General features: G+C 42.7%; 15 protein-coding genes. 4 read left to right on the top strand and 11 right to left on the bottom strand.

All coding sequences use genetic code 11. The features are described 5' to 3' along the window. Window positions 1–103: 103 nt before the first annotated feature. The 8 genes from ribH to queA all read right to left on the bottom strand — a co-directional run bounded on the left by ribH (window position 104) and on the right by queA (window position 8,019). On the bottom strand, window positions 104–577 hold the full coding sequence (gene ribH / locus M1E86_RS03595) for a 6,7-dimethyl-8-ribityllumazine synthase (RefSeq protein ID WP_004905531.1): 474 nt from the start codon (window positions 575–577) through the stop codon (window positions 104–106). A gap of 90 nt (window positions 578–667) precedes the next feature. Further along, a complete protein-coding gene (gene ribD / locus M1E86_RS03590) occupies window positions 668–1,783 on the bottom strand; it encodes a bifunctional diaminohydroxyphosphoribosylaminopyrimidine deaminase/5-amino-6-(5-phosphoribosylamino)uracil reductase RibD (RefSeq protein ID WP_125891954.1) in 1,116 nt (371 codons plus the stop codon). Window positions 1,784–1,788: 5 nt separating this feature from the next. Continuing rightward, window positions 1,789–2,238, bottom strand: coding sequence for a transcriptional regulator NrdR (gene nrdR, locus M1E86_RS03585; protein WP_125891953.1), 450 nt, complete (start codon window positions 2,236–2,238; stop codon window positions 1,789–1,791). 213 nt (window positions 2,239–2,451) lie between these two features. Next, the gene (gene secF, locus M1E86_RS03580) at window positions 2,452–3,420 is read right to left on the bottom strand and encodes a protein translocase subunit SecF (RefSeq protein WP_125891952.1); all 969 of its coding nucleotides are present in this window, start codon (window positions 3,418–3,420) and stop codon (window positions 2,452–2,454) included. A gap of 10 nt (window positions 3,421–3,430) precedes the next feature. Next, window positions 3,431–5,278 (bottom strand): protein translocase subunit SecD, encoded by a 1,848-nt coding sequence (secD, locus tag M1E86_RS03575; RefSeq protein ID WP_125891951.1) that lies wholly within the window; start codon window positions 5,276–5,278, stop codon window positions 3,431–3,433. Window positions 5,279–5,304: 26 nt separating this feature from the next. Further along, window positions 5,305–5,637 carry a preprotein translocase subunit YajC gene (gene yajC / locus M1E86_RS03570; protein ID WP_004905542.1) on the bottom strand — a complete coding sequence of 111 codons (333 nt, stop codon included), beginning with the start codon at window positions 5,635–5,637 and terminating at the stop codon, window positions 5,305–5,307. Window positions 5,638–5,731: 94 nt separating this feature from the next. Next, entirely contained in the window at window positions 5,732–6,859 is a 1,128-nt protein-coding gene (gene tgt, locus M1E86_RS03565; protein ID WP_102139012.1) for a tRNA guanosine(34) transglycosylase Tgt, read from the bottom strand. 89 nt (window positions 6,860–6,948) lie between these two features. Next, window positions 6,949–8,019 (bottom strand): tRNA preQ1(34) S-adenosylmethionine ribosyltransferase-isomerase QueA, encoded by a 1,071-nt coding sequence (gene queA / locus M1E86_RS03560; RefSeq protein ID WP_213912945.1) that lies wholly within the window; start codon window positions 8,017–8,019, stop codon window positions 6,949–6,951. Between the two features lie 394 nt (window positions 8,020–8,413). Between queA and M1E86_RS03555 the strand changes: the two genes are divergently transcribed. From M1E86_RS03555 to ggt, 3 genes are all read left to right on the top strand, one after another. Then, the gene (locus tag M1E86_RS03555; protein ID WP_213912946.1) at window positions 8,414–9,025 is read left to right on the top strand and encodes an ACP phosphodiesterase; all 612 of its coding nucleotides are present in this window, start codon (window positions 8,414–8,416) and stop codon (window positions 9,023–9,025) included. A gap of 234 nt (window positions 9,026–9,259) precedes the next feature. After that, a complete protein-coding gene (locus M1E86_RS03550; protein WP_004905550.1) occupies window positions 9,260–9,862 on the top strand; it encodes a peroxiredoxin C in 603 nt (200 codons plus the stop codon). A 239-nt stretch (window positions 9,863–10,101) separates the two neighbouring features. Further along, window positions 10,102–11,868: a gamma-glutamyltransferase gene (gene ggt / locus M1E86_RS03545; protein WP_213912947.1), complete on the top strand. Its 1,767-nt coding sequence runs from the start codon at window positions 10,102–10,104 to the stop codon at window positions 11,866–11,868. 66 nt (window positions 11,869–11,934) lie between these two features. On the opposite strand, the gene brnQ is transcribed toward ggt, so the two are convergent. The 3 genes from brnQ to phoB form a co-directional block, all read right to left on the bottom strand. Next, window positions 11,935–13,260, bottom strand: coding sequence for a branched-chain amino acid transport system II carrier protein (gene brnQ, locus M1E86_RS03540; protein WP_125891947.1), 1,326 nt, complete (start codon window positions 13,258–13,260; stop codon window positions 11,935–11,937). A 490-nt stretch (window positions 13,261–13,750) separates the two neighbouring features. Then, window positions 13,751–15,061, bottom strand: coding sequence for a phosphate regulon sensor histidine kinase PhoR (gene phoR / locus M1E86_RS03535; protein ID WP_213912948.1), 1,311 nt, complete (start codon window positions 15,059–15,061; stop codon window positions 13,751–13,753). A gap of 23 nt (window positions 15,062–15,084) precedes the next feature. Beyond that, entirely contained in the window at window positions 15,085–15,774 is a 690-nt protein-coding gene (gene phoB, locus M1E86_RS03530) for a phosphate regulon transcriptional regulator PhoB (protein WP_125891945.1), read from the bottom strand. Window positions 15,775–16,059: 285 nt separating this feature from the next. Here phoB and sbcD point away from each other — a divergent pair, with 285 nt between their 5' ends. Then, window positions 16,060–17,274 (top strand): exonuclease subunit SbcD, encoded by a 1,215-nt coding sequence (gene sbcD, locus M1E86_RS03525; protein ID WP_213912949.1) that lies wholly within the window; start codon window positions 16,060–16,062, stop codon window positions 17,272–17,274. Window position 17,275 lies beyond the last annotated feature (1 nt).

Raw genomic sequence — 17,275 nt, 5'->3', positions numbered from 1 at the left:
AAGATTCCCCTTAAATTTAAAAACTGTACACAAAAAACACTTGTTGCAATGCGTTATCTACACCATTGTGGCGAAAAAACGGCAACATAGAGCTAGCTGTGTATTATTTGCCTTTGATGGCCTTAATTACATTAATCATTTCCAGTGCTGTCAGTGCAGCTTCAGCACCTTTATTACCTGCTTTAGTACCCGCACGTTCAATGGCTTGTTCGATATTTTCAGTGGTTAACACACCAAAAGTCACTGGTACTTCACTGTTCATCGCGACATGAGATAGGCCGGAGCTACATTCACCTGCAACATATTCAAAGTGAGCGGTACCGCCACGAATAACTGTACCTAATGCAATGACTGCATCGTATTTATTCGTTTCAACTAATGCTTTTGTGGTCAACGGCAGCTCATAAGCGCCTGGAACCCACACAATGGTAATGTTGTCATTTGAAACCTGACCAATGCGTTCTAACGCATCAACAGCACCTTCCAGCAGACTATCATTAATAAAGTTGTTAAAACGAGCGATAGCGATAGCAACACGCGCTTGTGGAGCAGCAACAACACCTTTAATTACGTTCATAGCCTTCCTCTAATATTAATTATAACCCGCGGGGCGCGGATTTTATCACATTCTTTCGTGTACCGTACGTATGATTTTCAAAAAAAATACTTACCATACGGGACGAAGCCTGACACGTAGGTCTGGCCCAACTTGCTTCACTTCTGTAAATTCAAATTTTGGCGCATCAATAAGGGCATTAAGCGGAGGGAAGTCCACTAGGCCTCGAGCGCTACTTCCTAATAATTTAGGCGCAATATAGACAATCAGCTCATCCACTAAACCTAACTTAAGCAATGAGCCTGCAAGTTTTGCCCCTGCCTCAACCCAAATACTATTCACATTACGTTTAGCCAGTTGCATCATCAAAATGACCAGATCAGTGCCGCTTTCATCTGCAGGAATAGCAATTTGCTCAACTTGCCCTTGCCATACTGCATTTTCATCTGGGTTTGAACGCACCAACCAACATTCGCCATCTAATTGAGTGACGCTATGCTCAGGAGTCACGCGATTGTGGTTATCTAACACAATGCGGATAGGTTGACGGACTTGTTCTTCAGGGTAAATTTGCTGAATATCGCTAGGTAATTCTTTCCAACGCACCGTTAACGAAGGGTCATCCGCAACCACGGTGCTACTTGTGCTTAAGATAGCACTAGCCTCGGCGCGAAGAGCTTGTACATCTTTACGAGCCGCGGGACTGGTGATCCACTTACTTTCCCCAGAACCAAGGGCGGTTTTGCCATCGAGTGAAGCGGCGAGTTTTAATTGAATATAGGGAAAGCCAGTACGCATACGTTTTAAAAAGCCGCGGTTAGCCGCTTCTGCATCATCTAATAAAACATTACTGCGCGTTTCAATTCCGGCTTGTGACAGCATATACAGGCCACGGCCCGCAACTTGAGGGTTTGGGTCTTGCATGGCAGCGACGACTCGGCTTACACCTGCATTGATCAGCGCTTCTGCGCAAGGCGGGGTACGGCCGTGATGGCTACATGGCTCAAGGGTGACATACGCTGTTGCCCCTTGCGCTTTATCACCGGCCATTCTTAATGCGTGAACCTCAGCATGGGGTTCACCTGCTTTTTGGTGATACCCCTCACCAACAATGACACCATCACGTACAATCACACACCCGACATTTGGGTTAGGTGATGTGGTGAAACGCCCTTTTCGTGCTAATTCAAAGGCACGAGCCATATAAATGTTGTCTTGTTCAATCATTGGCGTTAATCCTGTAATTTAGCGATTTCTTCGCCAAATTCACGCACATCTTCAAAACTGCGATAAACAGAAGCAAAACGGATATAGGCAACTTTATCGAGCTTTTTCAGCTCATCCATAACCAAACCGCCAATTAATTTCGACGGAACCTCACGTTCCCCGGTGGCCCTAAGCTGGGATTTAATCGAAATAATGGCTTGTTCAATAGCATCAGAACTTACAGGGCGTTTTTCTAATGCCTTTTGCATGCCTCGGTTAAGCTTTTCTTCATCAAAAGGTTCGCGAATATCATCGCTTTTAATGACCCTAGGCATGACAAGTTCAGCAACTTCAAAGGTTGTGAAGCGTTCATGACAAAGTAAGCATTGGCGGCGTCTACGGACTTGGGACCCTTCACCGACCAGACGCGAGTCAATAACTTTCGTATCTACAGCTGAGCAGAATGGGCAGTGCATAGCGTTTCCTGAATCTATTTAGGGGGTGTTAGTTTACCCTACTATGTAAGAAAAAACACCCTAGAAGATGCCTCCTAGGGTGTTCTCGTTGCTCTTCATATTTCGCGTTGTAAGGGTGCTAGTATCGTTTATTACCCCTAGTCACATACTTATGTATGTCCCTAGGGATATCGTTCACTTGCTGCCTACTCACAACACGAACTATTTTAAGAACTAAGGCAGTAATGACTCTTGGTCTGCGCCTTCTTTTTCGACTTTAGCTTGCATCAAGTGTTCACGCTTCATACCCATCTTCAGTGCTAATGCAGAAGCCACGTAAATAGATGAGATAGTACCGATAGTTACACCGATTAACATCACCAATGAGAAGCCTTCCAACATTGCACCGCCAAATAGGTACAGCATCAGAACCACTAATAACGTGGTGGCTGATGTCATGATGGTACGGCTCAATGTTTGCGTCAAAGAGACGTTCATGATTTCGTATGGTGTACCACGGCGAATTTTACGGAAGTTCTCACGGATACGGTCTGATACAACGATACTGTCGTTCAGTGAATAACCGATAACCGACATCAATGATGCCACGATGGTCATATCTATCTCAATATGGAACAGAGACAGAATGCCTAAAGTAATTACCACGTCATGCGCGAGTGATAATACCGCACCCGCAGCTAAGCGCCATTCAAAACGGAAGCCGACATAAATCAAGATACAAATCAACGCAGTTAACAGAGCTAAAGCCCCTGTTTGCGCCAACTCAGCACCGACACTCGGCCCAACGAATTCAATACGCTTAACAGTTGCTTTGTCATCCACGCTCTGGTTGATGATTGTGATAATTTCTTTCCCAACTTCTTGACCCGCAGTGCCTTCAATTGGCGGAATGCGGATCATGATGTCGCGGCTACTACCAAAGTTTTGGATTAGTGGATCTTTATGGTTCGAGTTAGACAAGCTATCACGAATTTTATCCAAATCAGCTGGCTGACTTAAGTTGATTTCAATGACCGTACCACCAGTGAAATCTAAGCCCCAGTTAAAACCTTTGACGCCAATAATCACAAAAGAAGCAATCAGTAATACGATAGAAATACTAAAGGCAACGTTGTCCCAGCGCATAAAGTCATAAACTTTACGACCATAGTTCAATTGTTCAACAGAATAATCCTGTGCCACAACGTGCTCCTTAAATTGACAGCTTGTTAATACGTTTACCGCCGTAAAGCAGGTTCACAATAGCACGTGTACCGACAATAGCTGTAAACATAGAGGTTGCGACACCAATCGCTGTCGTAATCGCAAAGCCTTTAATCGACCCTGTACCCACCGCATAAAGAATAATGGCTGTAATCAGTGTCGTTAAGTTTGCGTCTGTAATACTTGAGAAGGCGCCTTTATAGCCTTCATGAATCGCTTGCTGGACAGACCGCCCATTTCGCAACTCTTCTTTTATCCGTTCATTAATGAGAACGTTCGCATCGACGGCAACCGCAAGGGTTAACACGATACCGGCAATACCTGGCATGGTAAGTGTCGCGCCCGGTAATAAGGACATTACACCAACAATTAGCACCAAGTTAGCCAACAGCGCGCTACTCGCAATCAAACCAAATTTACGATAGTAAATAATCATAAACAGGATTGAAGCTAACAGACCTGCAATACAAGCTTTTAGCCCTTGCTCGATATTTTGCATACCCAGTGTTGGACCTATGGTACGTTCTTCAACAATTTGGATTGGTGCAATCAACGCACCTGCACGTAACAGTAATGAAAGCTGGCGAGCTTCAGTACCATTAGTAATACCCGTAATACGGAATTTACTACCAAAACGCGCAGAAATACGTGCCGCATTGATGACTTTTTCATCTTTCACCAAAATTGAACGGCCCGTTGCGTCTTTTTTGCCACTGTCTTTGTATTCAACAAACAGCGTTGCCATCAGCTTGTCTTGGTTATCACGTGTAAAATCAGACATGATAGAACCACCAGCACTATCAAGGCTGATACTTACTTGTGGTTGACCATTTTCATCCGCTTCAGAGGTTGAATCCGTAATATGGTCACCCGTTAAGATCACACGCTTATATAACACGTAAGGCATGCCTTCACGGTCATATTTAACTTCTGAGTCACCTGGTACACGGCCACTTTCTGCTGCTGAAGAATCGACTGAAGTATTCACCAAACGGAATTCTAATGTCGCAGTCGCACCTAAAATCTCTTTTGCACGAGCGGTATCTTGAATACCCGGTAATTCAACGACAATTCGGTCAGCACCTTGGCGTTGAACAAGTGGCTCCGCAACACCTAATTGGTTTACACGGTTGCGAATAATAGTGATGTTCTGAGAAACCGCATAGTTACGAGCTTCACGTAAGCGCTCGTCGGTCATAACAGCAATCATCGTGTTATCGCTGCCATCACTAAAGACTAAATCAGGGTATTTACGAGACAATGCTTTTTCAGCTTGGCTACGATCATCCGCGTTACGAAAGCGAACTTCCACGCTGTAATCATTGCCTTTACGAATAGAAGAGTACGCAATGCCTTCTTGACGTAGGTCATTACGCAAACCATCCATGTTTTGTTCCTGCAATTTACCTAATGCAGTGTCCATATCAACTTCCATCAGGAAGTGAACCCCACCACGCAGATCAAGACCAAGCTTCATCGGTTCACCACCGATAGCTTCGAGCCACTTAGGCGTTGCAGGTGCAAGGTTTAATGCAACAACATACTGGTCACCCAGTGCATTCATGATCACTTCACGCGCACGTAACTGAACATCAGAGTTGTTGAATCGGGCTAAAATCGCCCCATTTTCTAGAGAGATAGATTTACTCTCAATTTTATCGTCTTTTAACGATTTTTGGACTTGGATCAGCGTTTGTTCATTGGCGGCGGTTCCCCGCACGCCAGTGATCTGAACAGCCGGATCCTCACCATATAGGTTTGGAAGCGCATAAAGCAAACCGATGAGGATCGCACAGATCAACATCAGATACTTCCACAAAGGATAACGGTTTAGCACGGCAGTTCCCTTCGGGAGAATCAGAATTAAATTGCTTTCATTGTGCCTTTAGGTAAAACAGCAGCAACGAAATCACGTTTGATGGTTACTTCTGTGTTCTCACTCAGCTCAAGAACCACATAACCGGTTTCAGACACTTTAGTTACACGTCCGATTAAACCACCAGTTGTTAAAACTTCATCACCTTTAGTGATAGATTCCATCAATTTACGGTGTTCTTTCGCACGTTTTTGCTGTGGACGCAAAATCATGAAATAGAAGATCAGCGCGAAAACAACAAGCATGATAACCATGGTGTATGGACTACCCTGCGCTGGTGCACCTGCTGACGCCGCCGCTTCAGAAATAAAAAAACTCATTCAACTTTCCTCATTGTTTTATTGAAAGCAATTTTACATACAAAAAAGCTAAGTTTGATATGCTACACAGATTAGTGGCATTTCGCACTTAAATTCACTCGATATTTAATGAAGGTTCGGGTTTACCAATCTTTTGGTAAAAATCTTTAGCAAACTCTTCAAAATTCCCATTTTCAATGGCTTGGCGAATACCTGCCATCAAACGCTGGTAATAACGTAAATTATGGATGGTATTGAGCCTTGCACCAAGGATTTCATTACATCTATCAAGGTGATGCAGATAAGCACGGCTATAATGACGGCAAGTATAGCAGTCGCAATCAGCATCCAGTGTTGATGTGTCTGATTTATACTTAGCATTACGAATTTTTACCACGCCATTTGTCACAAATAAATGCCCATTTCGTGCATTTCGTGTTGGCATCACACAATCGAACATATCGATACCACGGCGAACCCCTTCCACTAAGTCTTCCGGTTTCCCTACACCCATTAAATAGCGTGGTTTTTCTGCCGGAATTTGTGGGCAGACGTGCTCTAAAATACGGTGCATATCTTCTTTCGGTTCGCCTACGGCTAAGCCGCCTACAGCGTACCCATCAAAGCCGATTTCCACCAGCCCCTTAACTGAAATATCACGTAAATCTTCGTAAACACTGCCTTGAATGATACCAAACAGGGCATTTTTGTTGTTCAGTTCGTCAAAACGTTGACGACTACGTGCAGCCCAACGCAGCGACATTTCCATGGATGTCTTTGCATAGTCCCAATCCGCAGGGTATGGCGTACATTCGTCAAAAATCATGACAATGTCTGAGCCGAGGTCATACTGAATTTCCATCGATTTTTCAGGGCTTAGGAAAACTTTTTCACCGTTGATAGGGTTGCGAAAATGCACCCCTTCTTCTTTAATTTTGCGCATCGCACCAAGACTAAAGACTTGAAAGCCACCTGAATCGGTTAAAATTGGCCCTTGCCATTGCATAAAGTCATGGAGATCGCCATGTAACTTCATGATTTCTTGACCTGGACGTAACCACAGGTGGAAAGTATTCCCTAATAAGATTTGAGCACCAGTTTCTTTGACTTCTTCAGGGGTCATCCCCTTAACTGTACCGTAGGTTCCTACTGGCATAAATGCAGGGGTTTCCACCACACCACGCTCAAATACTAAGCGACCACGGCGTGCATTGCCGTCAGTCGTTTGTAATTCATATTTCACATTTGCCTCCTAGCAGCAGAAAAACAGTCTGTTGCTATCGATAATATTAATTTGCTAAGCAAGCAGCCGATGCCACCGCTTAAAACTGATTACTCACCAATTTTCTCAAATCGAGCATTTGAATTGGGGGTAATGAACATTGCATCGCCATAACTAAAGAAACGGTATTTTTGTTCCACCGCCTCTTTATATGCGTTCATAGTATTTTTATATCCAGCAAACGCAGAAACCAACATAATTAATGTAGATTCAGGTAAGTGGAAATTGGTGATTAGTGCATCTATCACCTGATATTCATACCCTGGGTAAATAAAGATTTGGGTATCATCAAAAAATGGAGCAATTAAAGCGTCTTGGCTTGCTTTTGCGGCACTTTCTAGTGACCGAACAGATGTCGTTCCAACGGCGATAACGCGATTACCTCGAGCTTTACAGGCTAAAACGGCATCCACGACCTCTTGTGGCACTTCTGCATATTCAGAATGCATAATGTGATCTTCGATAGTATCAACACGTACTGGTTGAAAGGTGCCGGCTCCCACATGCAATGTCACAAACGCCATTTCTACGCCTTTTTGGCGCAATGCTTCAAGTAACGGCTCATCAAAGTGTAAACCTGCCGTTGGTGCTGCGACAGCCCCCGGTTTTTCACTATACACAGTTTGATAAAGTTCTTTATCTGACTCTTCATCAGGGCGGTCAATATAAGGTGGCAAAGGCATATGACCAATTTGGTTTAGGATGCTCAGCACATCACGTTCATCGTCAAAACGTAGTTCAAACAATGCACCATGACGCGCGACCATCGTCGCCTTCACGCTTTCATCTTCACCTAGCAGTAATTCAGCCCCTTCTTTTGGTGCTTTTGATGCCCTAACATGAGCAAGTACGTGGTGTTCGTCCAACATACGTTCAATCAGAACTTCAATTTTACCGCCGCTAACCTTGCGCCCAAATAACCGTGCTGGGATCACGCGAGTGTTATTGAACACTAGCAAGTCACCGTGCTCCAGTTTTTCTAGAATATCGGTAAAAACACCATGCGTGAGCTGCCCGGAGCCACCATCGAGGCTTAATAAGCGGCAAGCACTGCGCTCAGCCTGTGGATAATGGGCAATCAGTTCTTCAGGTAATTCAAAAGTAAAATCAGAAACACGCATTGTATTGACATCAATCTAAAAAAAACAGGCAACTAGTCTAGTGCCGCACCGACTTTGGCGCAAGAAATAAGCGCAAAATCGCACAAAAAAACACCATTATTTAACAAATATTTTGTTAGCAAAAAATTCTGTATGCTATTTATCCATTCAAAGAATGAATTATTTCAATTTTACTCAACTTTTATGACACATTAACTCCCGTCTTTTTTCTTTTTCTTTTTCTTTTTCTTTTTCTTTTTCTTTTTCTACTAAATAAATATACCCCATGAATTTCGAATTAGAGCAAGGCAGCAAGCAAATTGATCCCTAGGAGCATACATCAGTATGTGACTAGGGTCGGTTTGTGCAGCTAACACGGCTATAATTTGAAAGGCATCGGGTATATCATAGGAGGATGAATTACCTAGCTCACCTCCACCTGGCCCACCTCGCTGACAGCTCCCTACTCGGCAACATCATGGCTGACTACGTCCGCGGTAACCCTACGGGCCTTTATTCATCCGACATTGTCTCTGGTATCTTTATGCATCGAGCCGTCGACCGCATTACAGATACCCACCCTTTAGTCAAAGAAGCTAAACGGTTGTTTCGTGATGAATATCGCCGTGTTGCGCCTATAACCTTGGATTTAGTCTGGGATCATTTTTTATCTTTGCATTGGTCAACTATTGAGCCTTCAATATCACTAATGGACTTTGTACGTGACTGCCGAACAATAATTGAGCCTCAACTTTGTCATACCCCTGAAAAATTTCAGGAGTTAAATGAATACCTTTGGCCCCAACAGTGGCTGATACGTTATGCAGATAAAAATTATATTGGAAAATCATTGAATGGAATGGCAAAAAGGCGCCCCAAGCTCAGCGCGCTAAGCGGTTCATTTAACGACTTTTTATTACAGTATGATGCGTTAGAAAATATTTTCTTTCAATTTTACCCAGAAATGATGGCTAATGCACTGCAACATTTTTTTGTACAGAATGTCACAATTAACACAAAGGAATAAATTAAAGCTTGCACTTTAGCGGAATAAAACTATCTTATTGATATTAATTTAATAAACCAGTATTATTGATAGCCAAAACCTATCACAATAATCGGTTTAAATGTCTTTATTATCAAAAGATATTTTTTTATTCTCTTAGCGGACTATGTTCATATTATTTGTCAGTGATTAAAATTTTTCAGTGATTGAATAAATAGGATAAAAAACTTTAATTCAAACTCATAGGAGTAAATTATGGTTCTGGTAACACGTCAAGCCCCCGACTTTACTGCTGCAGCTGTTTTAGGTAACGGTGAAATTGTTGATAACTTCAACCTGAAAACCCACCTGAACGGCCGTCCAGCTGTGATCTTCTTCTGGCCAATGGACTTTACTTTCGTTTGTCCTTCAGAGCTGATCGCATTCGACCACCGCTACGAAGAATTCAAAAAACGTGGCGTAGAAGTTGTTGGTGTTTCTTTTGACTCTGAGTTTGTTCATAACGCATGGCGTAAAACACCAGTCGATAACGGCGGTATTGGCGAAGTTAAATACCCAATGGTTGCTGATATCAAACGCGAAATCATCAAAGCTTACGGTATCGAACACCCAGATGCAGGCGTTGCACTGCGTGGTTCTTTCCTCGTTGACAAAAACGGTGTTGTCCGTCACCAAGTCGTTAATGACTTGCCATTAGGCCGTAACATTGACGAAATGCTGCGTATGGTTGACGCGCTGCAATTCCACGAAGAGCACGGTGATGTTTGCCCAGCTCAGTGGGAAAAAGGCCAAGAAGGTATGAACGCATCTCCAAAAGGCGTTGCTGACTACCTGACTAAAAACTCTGCAAAACTGTAATTCGTTACGCAAGTTTTTGAAAAGCGGGCATTAGGCCCGCTTTTTACTTTTTGTGAACCAAGTCTATTTTTTCTCTTCCTATTAGCAATTATTCCACTCAGTTAACAATTCTTAACTCAAATACTCAATGTTTTGTATTATTGTGTGCTATACATTAAAAACACAAATAATTAACAAATTATTCATATTGAGTATTTGTGCAATAGAACACTTCAATTAACCTTAACTGGGAGATACGAATGATAAAAACATCATTACGCCCTGCGGTTCTACTTCTTTCCTTACTCCTTACTAGTCAACTCTATGCCGCCTCCGAACCTGCGGTCGAAGCGAAAAAAGGCATGGTTGTTTCTTCCCAACACCTAGCATCGCAAATTGGAGCGGACATTCTCAAGTCAGGCGGTAATGCCATTGATGCAGCCGTTGCGGTAGGTTATGCACAAGCGGTTGTTAACCCTTGTTGTGGCAATATCGGCGGTGGTGGCTTTATGACTATTCACCTAGCTGATGGCAAAGACTTATTCATCAACTTTAGAGAAACTGCCCCCGGTGCCGCTAGCGCAGATATGTATTTAGATAAAGATGGTCAGCTTATAAAAGATGCCAGTTTGTATGGTTACCTCGCATCTGGCGTACCAGGTACCGTTAAAGGCCTAGACTATGCCCTAGAGAAATATGGGACAATGAGCCGCCAGCAGGTGATGGCACCCGCCATAAAATTAGCAAGGGAAGGCTTTACTCTAACCCGCGCAGATACTGATGTCCTCGACACCACAACAGAGCGTTTTAAACAAGACCCTGAAGTCGCGCGTATCTTCTTAAAACCCGATGGCAGTGCCTTCCAACCAGGCGACTTATTGGTCCAAACCGATTTAGCTAACACGCTAGAAAAAATTGCCCAAAATGGCCCATCTGCCTTTTATGAAGGAGAAATCCCCAAAATTGTTGAAGAAGCATCCAAGAAAAATGGCGGAATTTTAACAGCAAAAGATTTTGCGGATTTTACCATCACGGATACAGCGCCAGTGAGCTGTTCCTATAGAGGCTATCAATTTATTTCAGCGCCACCACCAAGTTCAGGTGGAGTGACTATCTGCCAAACACTTAATATCTTAGAAGGTTATGACCTAAAGGAAATGGGCTTTAACTCTGCGGACTATATTCATACTCTAACGGAAGCGATGCGTCATGCTTATATGGATAGAAATACGTTCTTAGGGGATCCTAAATTTGTCGATAACCCAACGGAAAAATTACTGAGTAAAGCTTACGCAGAAGAGTTACGTAAAGAAATCAAACCCAACCAAGCAACACCATCAACCCAAGTTCAACCGGGAATGGGGCCACACGAAAAACCTGAAACCACGCACTATTCTGTCGTCGATGAGAAAGGAAATGCAGTATCAACCACTTATACCATTAATGGCCGTTTTGGCTCTGTGGTGATCCCGCCCGGAACTGGCTTTTTCTTAAACGATGAAATGGATGATTTCACCACCAAAGTGGGCGAAAAAAACCTATATGGTTTAGTACAGGGTGAACGCAATTCTATTGCACCCGGTAAACGACCACTCTCATCCATGAGCCCAACTATTGTGACGAAAGATGGCAAAGTGTTCTTAGTGCTAGGTTCACCGGGAGGCTCACGGATTATTTCAATTACGCTGCAAACCGCTTTAAATATTATCGACCATGGTATGCCGCCACAAGAAGCGGTTAATGCACCACGCATTCACCACCAGTGGCTCCCTGATGAGGTTTATTATGAGCAAAGAGGCGTTTCTAAAGACACCTTAGCGCTGCTGGACAAAATGGGATACAAGATGGTTGAACAAACACCATGGGGTGCCGCTGAGTTGATTATGGTCGCGATCCCTGAAGGTGCGGGCGTCAGTGCAAAATCATCCGGTAATGATTCAGCTGTATCTGGAAAAGTACGCGAAGGCTTTATTTATGGCTCTAACGATGTACGCCGTCCAGCAGGTAGCGCTGTTGGAGTCGATTAACGGGCAAATAAAATAGAAATAGAAAAAAAGGAGCTATTCAGCTCCTTTTTTAATAATATCAAATAATTAAACTTGTTTATGTTGTACTGATGGCGATACCAACTTATCGCATAAAATCGCCACGACCATCACAACAACAGTCGGTAATACCCAAACTAAATCTTGTTTATACAACGGCATTGTGGTCATCCATTCAGGGATATAACCTTTCAGATGATCTGACGCTTTTACCGCACCAATTAAACCAACCACAAAACTGACTAACATGGTTGGTGCAATAACTATCGTTGGGTTTTTCCACCACTTTAAAGTAAAGCTTAATAAAATTAATACGATACAAGGTGGATAAATTGAAACTAGCACCGGTAATGAGAAGGCGATTAGCTTACTTAAACCTAAGTTTGAGATCACCATGGAGAAAACCCCAAGGATCAGCACCAGTTTACGGTAAGAAATCGGTACATAGCGGCTAAAGAACTCGGCACAGGCGCAGGTTAAGCCCACGGCAGTTACCATACAGGCAACAAAGATTAATACCGCAAGGAAGAAGCTACCATAATTACCAAAAGTGTATTGGACATAGGTATGTAAGATATCAGCGCCATCGGCTGGGTTTGGAATTAACGAACCACTATTCTCGCCGAGCTTAAACAATGACAAATAGACCAGCGTCAATAATACCCCTGCAATTAACCCCGCCCACATAGTATAACGGGTTAATAATGAAGAGTTTTCGATACCCCTTGAACGCGCCGCATTAACAATAACGATACCAAATACCATCGCACCAAGGGTATCCATTGTCAGATAACCATTGATAAAGCCATTCGAGAAAGCCATCTCACGGTATTCTATTGTCGAAGGGATCGGATCACCGGCAGGCCACATAACAGCCGCAACCCCCAAAATAGCCAAGGCTAACATTTTTACAGGCGCTAAAATGTGCCCAACGCTATCTAGCAGTTTTCCTGGGTATAATGAAATACCAATAACGAGAACGAAGTAAACTACGCTGTAGATCAGTAATAGCATATCGGACTCACCACCGAATAAGGGTGCGATACCGACTTTATAAGATACTGTCGCCGTTCTTGGGGTGGCGAATAGCGGCCCTACAGACAAATAAGCAACAACCGCCAATAGTAACCCTGCTGTTTTGCCGACAGGCGTGCTAAGAGCTTCAATGCCCCCACCCACTTTAGCCAGCGCAATAACCGTTAAAACAGGTAGACCCACACCAGTAACCAAAAACCCTAGTGCGGCAGTCCAAACTTGTTCCCCTGCCTGCAAACCAACCATAGGGGGAAAGATAATGTTCCCTGCCCCGACGAATAACGCAAAAGTCATAAAGCCTAATGCGATGATATCTCTTGATGATAAACGATGAGCCATATTATGTTATTTTTAAGTGACAAAATAGAAAATTATGGGTTTGCACTTAGCAACCCTTTGAAATATATATAGCGAGATAGAATTCTGATAAACATACTGTTAACAATATAAAAAAGTATATTTGCTTGTATCACACGAAATGAAAAGTCAAAAAACAGAAAAATTCGCCAATAACTGACAACAAGTAGAACTTTTATAGGGAAAAAAGGCAATAGCAAACCGAAAAACAAGAACAAATAACTAAACTAATTTTCAGAACCAGTGATTACTTTCAGTAAAATCCCAATAATCGTTATATGCTTTGTTCGAAAAATGAACAACTCTTCTTTCTCTAGTGATTGTAATTGACTATTTAACAGAATATATAATTAATGAAATAAAGATTATTAGCATTAAATATATGAATATTGAACTGAATACACATATTGATTAATAAATAGAAATAATCCACTTTATTAATATTTTGATTACATTAATAAAGTGGAGTTATTTACCCATTTTTAAGTTTTTTATCGTCAACAATTAGTACTGTTGGTAACGTAAATGAAAACTCACTCCCTTTCCCTAACTGGCTCGTCACCACCAATTGGCTACTATGATGTTGTAATGCATGTTTAACAATAGCCAACCCAAGTCCAGTACCTCCACCGCCTTGGCGAGAACGTGCTTTATCTACCCGATAAAAACGTTCCGTTAAACGAGAGATATGCTCTGCGGGTATCCCTTGCCCGTTATCTCTCACACTAAAACGCGCCCCTTGTCCGCTTCTCTGCCAATCAACCCAAATTTTTGTGCCTTCAGGCGTATGGCTGATCGCGTTATAGACTAAGTTTGCCACTGCACTACGTAATTGCTCTTCATTACCATGAACACGCAATTTTTCATCAATATGAAACTCAAATTGATGACGCCCTTGGCTTAAACTAAGCGCTTCTTGCTCAATCATTTTGAGAATGACAGGGATATTCACTTGCTCATCAAGGTTAATTTGAGGAGCAACTTCGATACGCGATAACTGCAAAAGCTGTTTGACTAAGTTATCCATACGATGCGTTTGCTCTTGCATGACATGCAATGCTTTTTTATTGACCGCAGTCACGTTTTCTTGATCGTCCATCACTTCAAGGTAACCTTGAATTACCGTAAGAGGCGTCCGTAATTCGTGACTCACATTTGCAAAGAAGTCCCTACGCGCCTTTTCCAAACGACGTTTTTCTGTCACATCCCGCGCAACCATCAATAACTGGCCTTCGGTATACGGTAAAATACGAAACTCAACGATTTCACCACTATTGAGCTCGATAGTCAGCGCTTGGTCATAACGCTTAATGGTGAAGTAGCGGCTAAAATCTGGGTAACGTAATAAATTAAAAATATGTTGGCCATTATCTTCAGGCCAACGAAAGCCGAGTAAAGCCTGAGCATGTCGATTACACCAAAAGATATTGCCTTCGGTTGTCATCATAACCACTGCATCAGGGAGTGACTCTGCACCACTACGAAACCGTTTAATTAACTGGCCTAATTCACGACGGCGTTTTCGATTACGCTGTTGCATCTGGTAGATACCATAAAATATCGGTTCCCACCCACCTCGGCCCTCAGGGGGAAGCATACTTCTATCTAACCATAACCAGTAAGAAAGCTTGAGCAGGTTATACCCATGCCATATCAGAGCGGCAAGTAGCGATATCACTAATAGCCACGCGAGGTGGCCAATAAAAACCGATAAAATAAGAGCGGGTAAGATAAATAAAAACAGCCCCCAAATCAGCTGCTTAATCGATAAACGTTCAAGCACGCATGGCTCTCCCTTTGTGGTTTTTAGTAACGGACAGAAAAACGATAGCCTGTACCACGTACAGTTTGTACCATTTTATCATGACCTTCCGTCTCTAGTGCCTTTCTTAGCCGCCGAATATGGACATCAACAGTTCGATCCTCCACATACACATTGGCTCCCCATACATAGTTCAATAGCTGTTCTCTACTATATACGCGTTCAGGGTGCGTCATAAAGAAATGGAGTAATTTATATTCAGTTGGCCCCATATCAATAGGGATTTCATTGCTAGTGACACGATGAGAGGTAGGGTCTAATGTTAACCCATTCATTTCAATAATGTCTTCCGTCGCCATTGGGGAGATACGACGTAAGATTGCTTTTACCCGAGCAATTAATTCTTTCGGTGAAAATGGCTTAATAAGATAGTCATCCGCGCCAACTTCCAAACCTTTTACGCGGTCTTCTTCTTCTCCTCGTGCAGTTAACATCATGACAGGAACGTCACGTGTTGCACTATCACGCTTCATATGTTTAATGACTTGGATCCCTGAGCCACCGGGGATCATCCAATCCAGTAGGACGAGGTCAGGTAACGGGTCTACGAGTTGTGCAATCGCACTGTCATAATCATCAGCTTCAATAGGCTGAAAACCATTCTGTTCTAATACAAAACAAACCATTTCTCGGATGGGCGCTTCATCTTCAACAACTAGAATGCGTCTTGCCATGATTGTTCCTGTAAAATTAAGAAGACATCTAAAATGTGAAAGCATTATGCGTCACTTTTATGACAGAATTATGAATATCAATGGGTGAAACTCATATTAATCTTTATTTTAGCGGTTAAATGTCATTTAAGTGAAATATTTCCGCAACATAGTTCTGCAACATAGTAATCTACAACGTAGTAATGAGTAATAAAGTCGCAAACATCCCTCAACGAAAGGTATGGATCAGGTATACTTAATTATCGAACGTTCATGCACATTATTGATGATAGGAATTGATAACTCATGCGCATTATTCATACTTCAGACTGGCATCTTGGTCAGTATTTTTTTACCAAAAGCCGTGCGCCTGAGCACCAACATTTCTTAAACTGGCTTGTTGAACAAGTGGAATTACATCAAGTTGATGCGGTCATCGTTGCAGGAGACATCTTCGATACTGGTTCGCCACCGAGCTATGCACGTGAACTATACAATAAATTTATTGTTGATTTACAAAAAACAGGCTGCCAGCTGGTGATTTTAAGTGGTAATCACGATTCTGTTTCTGTGCTCAATGAATCAAGCGCTCTACTTCGTTACTTGAATACACAAGTCATTACGTCTGGAAGTGAGCCGCATGTCGTTACCTTAATAAATAAGCAGGCACAACCCATCGGTTTAGTCTGTGCCATCCCTTTTTTACGTCCTCGAGATATCCAGCTCAGTATCGCTGGGCAAAATAGTGAAGATAAACAACTCTCGCTGCAAACCGCTATTCATGCCCATTACCAAGCCAGCTACCAACTCGCGCTAGAACAGCGAACCGCATTGGGGCTGGATATTCCAATTATTGCCACTGGCCATTTAACGGTTGTCGGTGCAGCCTTAACGGACTCCGTTCGAGATATTTATATTGGTACGTTAGATGCGTTTCCTTCTGGGGCTTTTCCCCCTGCTGATTATATTGCCCTTGGCCATATTCACCGTCCCCAAGTAATTGGAGGACAAGAAAACATTCGCTACTGTGGCTCACCGATTGCATTGAGTTTTGACGAAACAGCGCAACAAAAAAGTGTCTGCCTTGTCGAATTTACTGGAAGTGAATTGACTCAAATCACTCCATTGGACATCCCGACTATTCAACCATTGCAAAGCATTAAAGGCTCGTTAAGCCAAATAGAACAGCAATTAGAGGAATGGAAGGATTACCGAGGTGATAAACCTGTTTGGTTAGATATTGAAGTTGCTTCACAAGATTACCTCGCTGATATCCAACAGCGTATTGAAGCGTTGACACAAGATCTCCCTGTTGAAGTTGTGATACTGCGCCGTGCACGCAAGCAAATACAGGGACAAAGTCAAACCTTGGCCAATGAAACATTAAGTGAGCTCACTGTAGAAGATGTTTTTTTACGTCGCCTTGCCCAAGAGTCTTTAGAGGATCCTGAGCGTGAACAGCGCCTAGTGCAGCTATTTCAACAATCTTATGACGCATTACAAATGAGCAAGGAAAGTTAAT

The sequence above is a fragment of the Providencia sp. PROV200 genome (genome assembly GCF_049901995.1).
In the GTDB taxonomy this organism is placed as follows: domain Bacteria; phylum Pseudomonadota; class Gammaproteobacteria; order Enterobacterales; family Enterobacteriaceae; genus Providencia; species Providencia rettgeri_E.
Note: the sequence above shows the minus strand (reverse complement) of the source record. Positions and strands in the feature narration are given on the sequence as shown.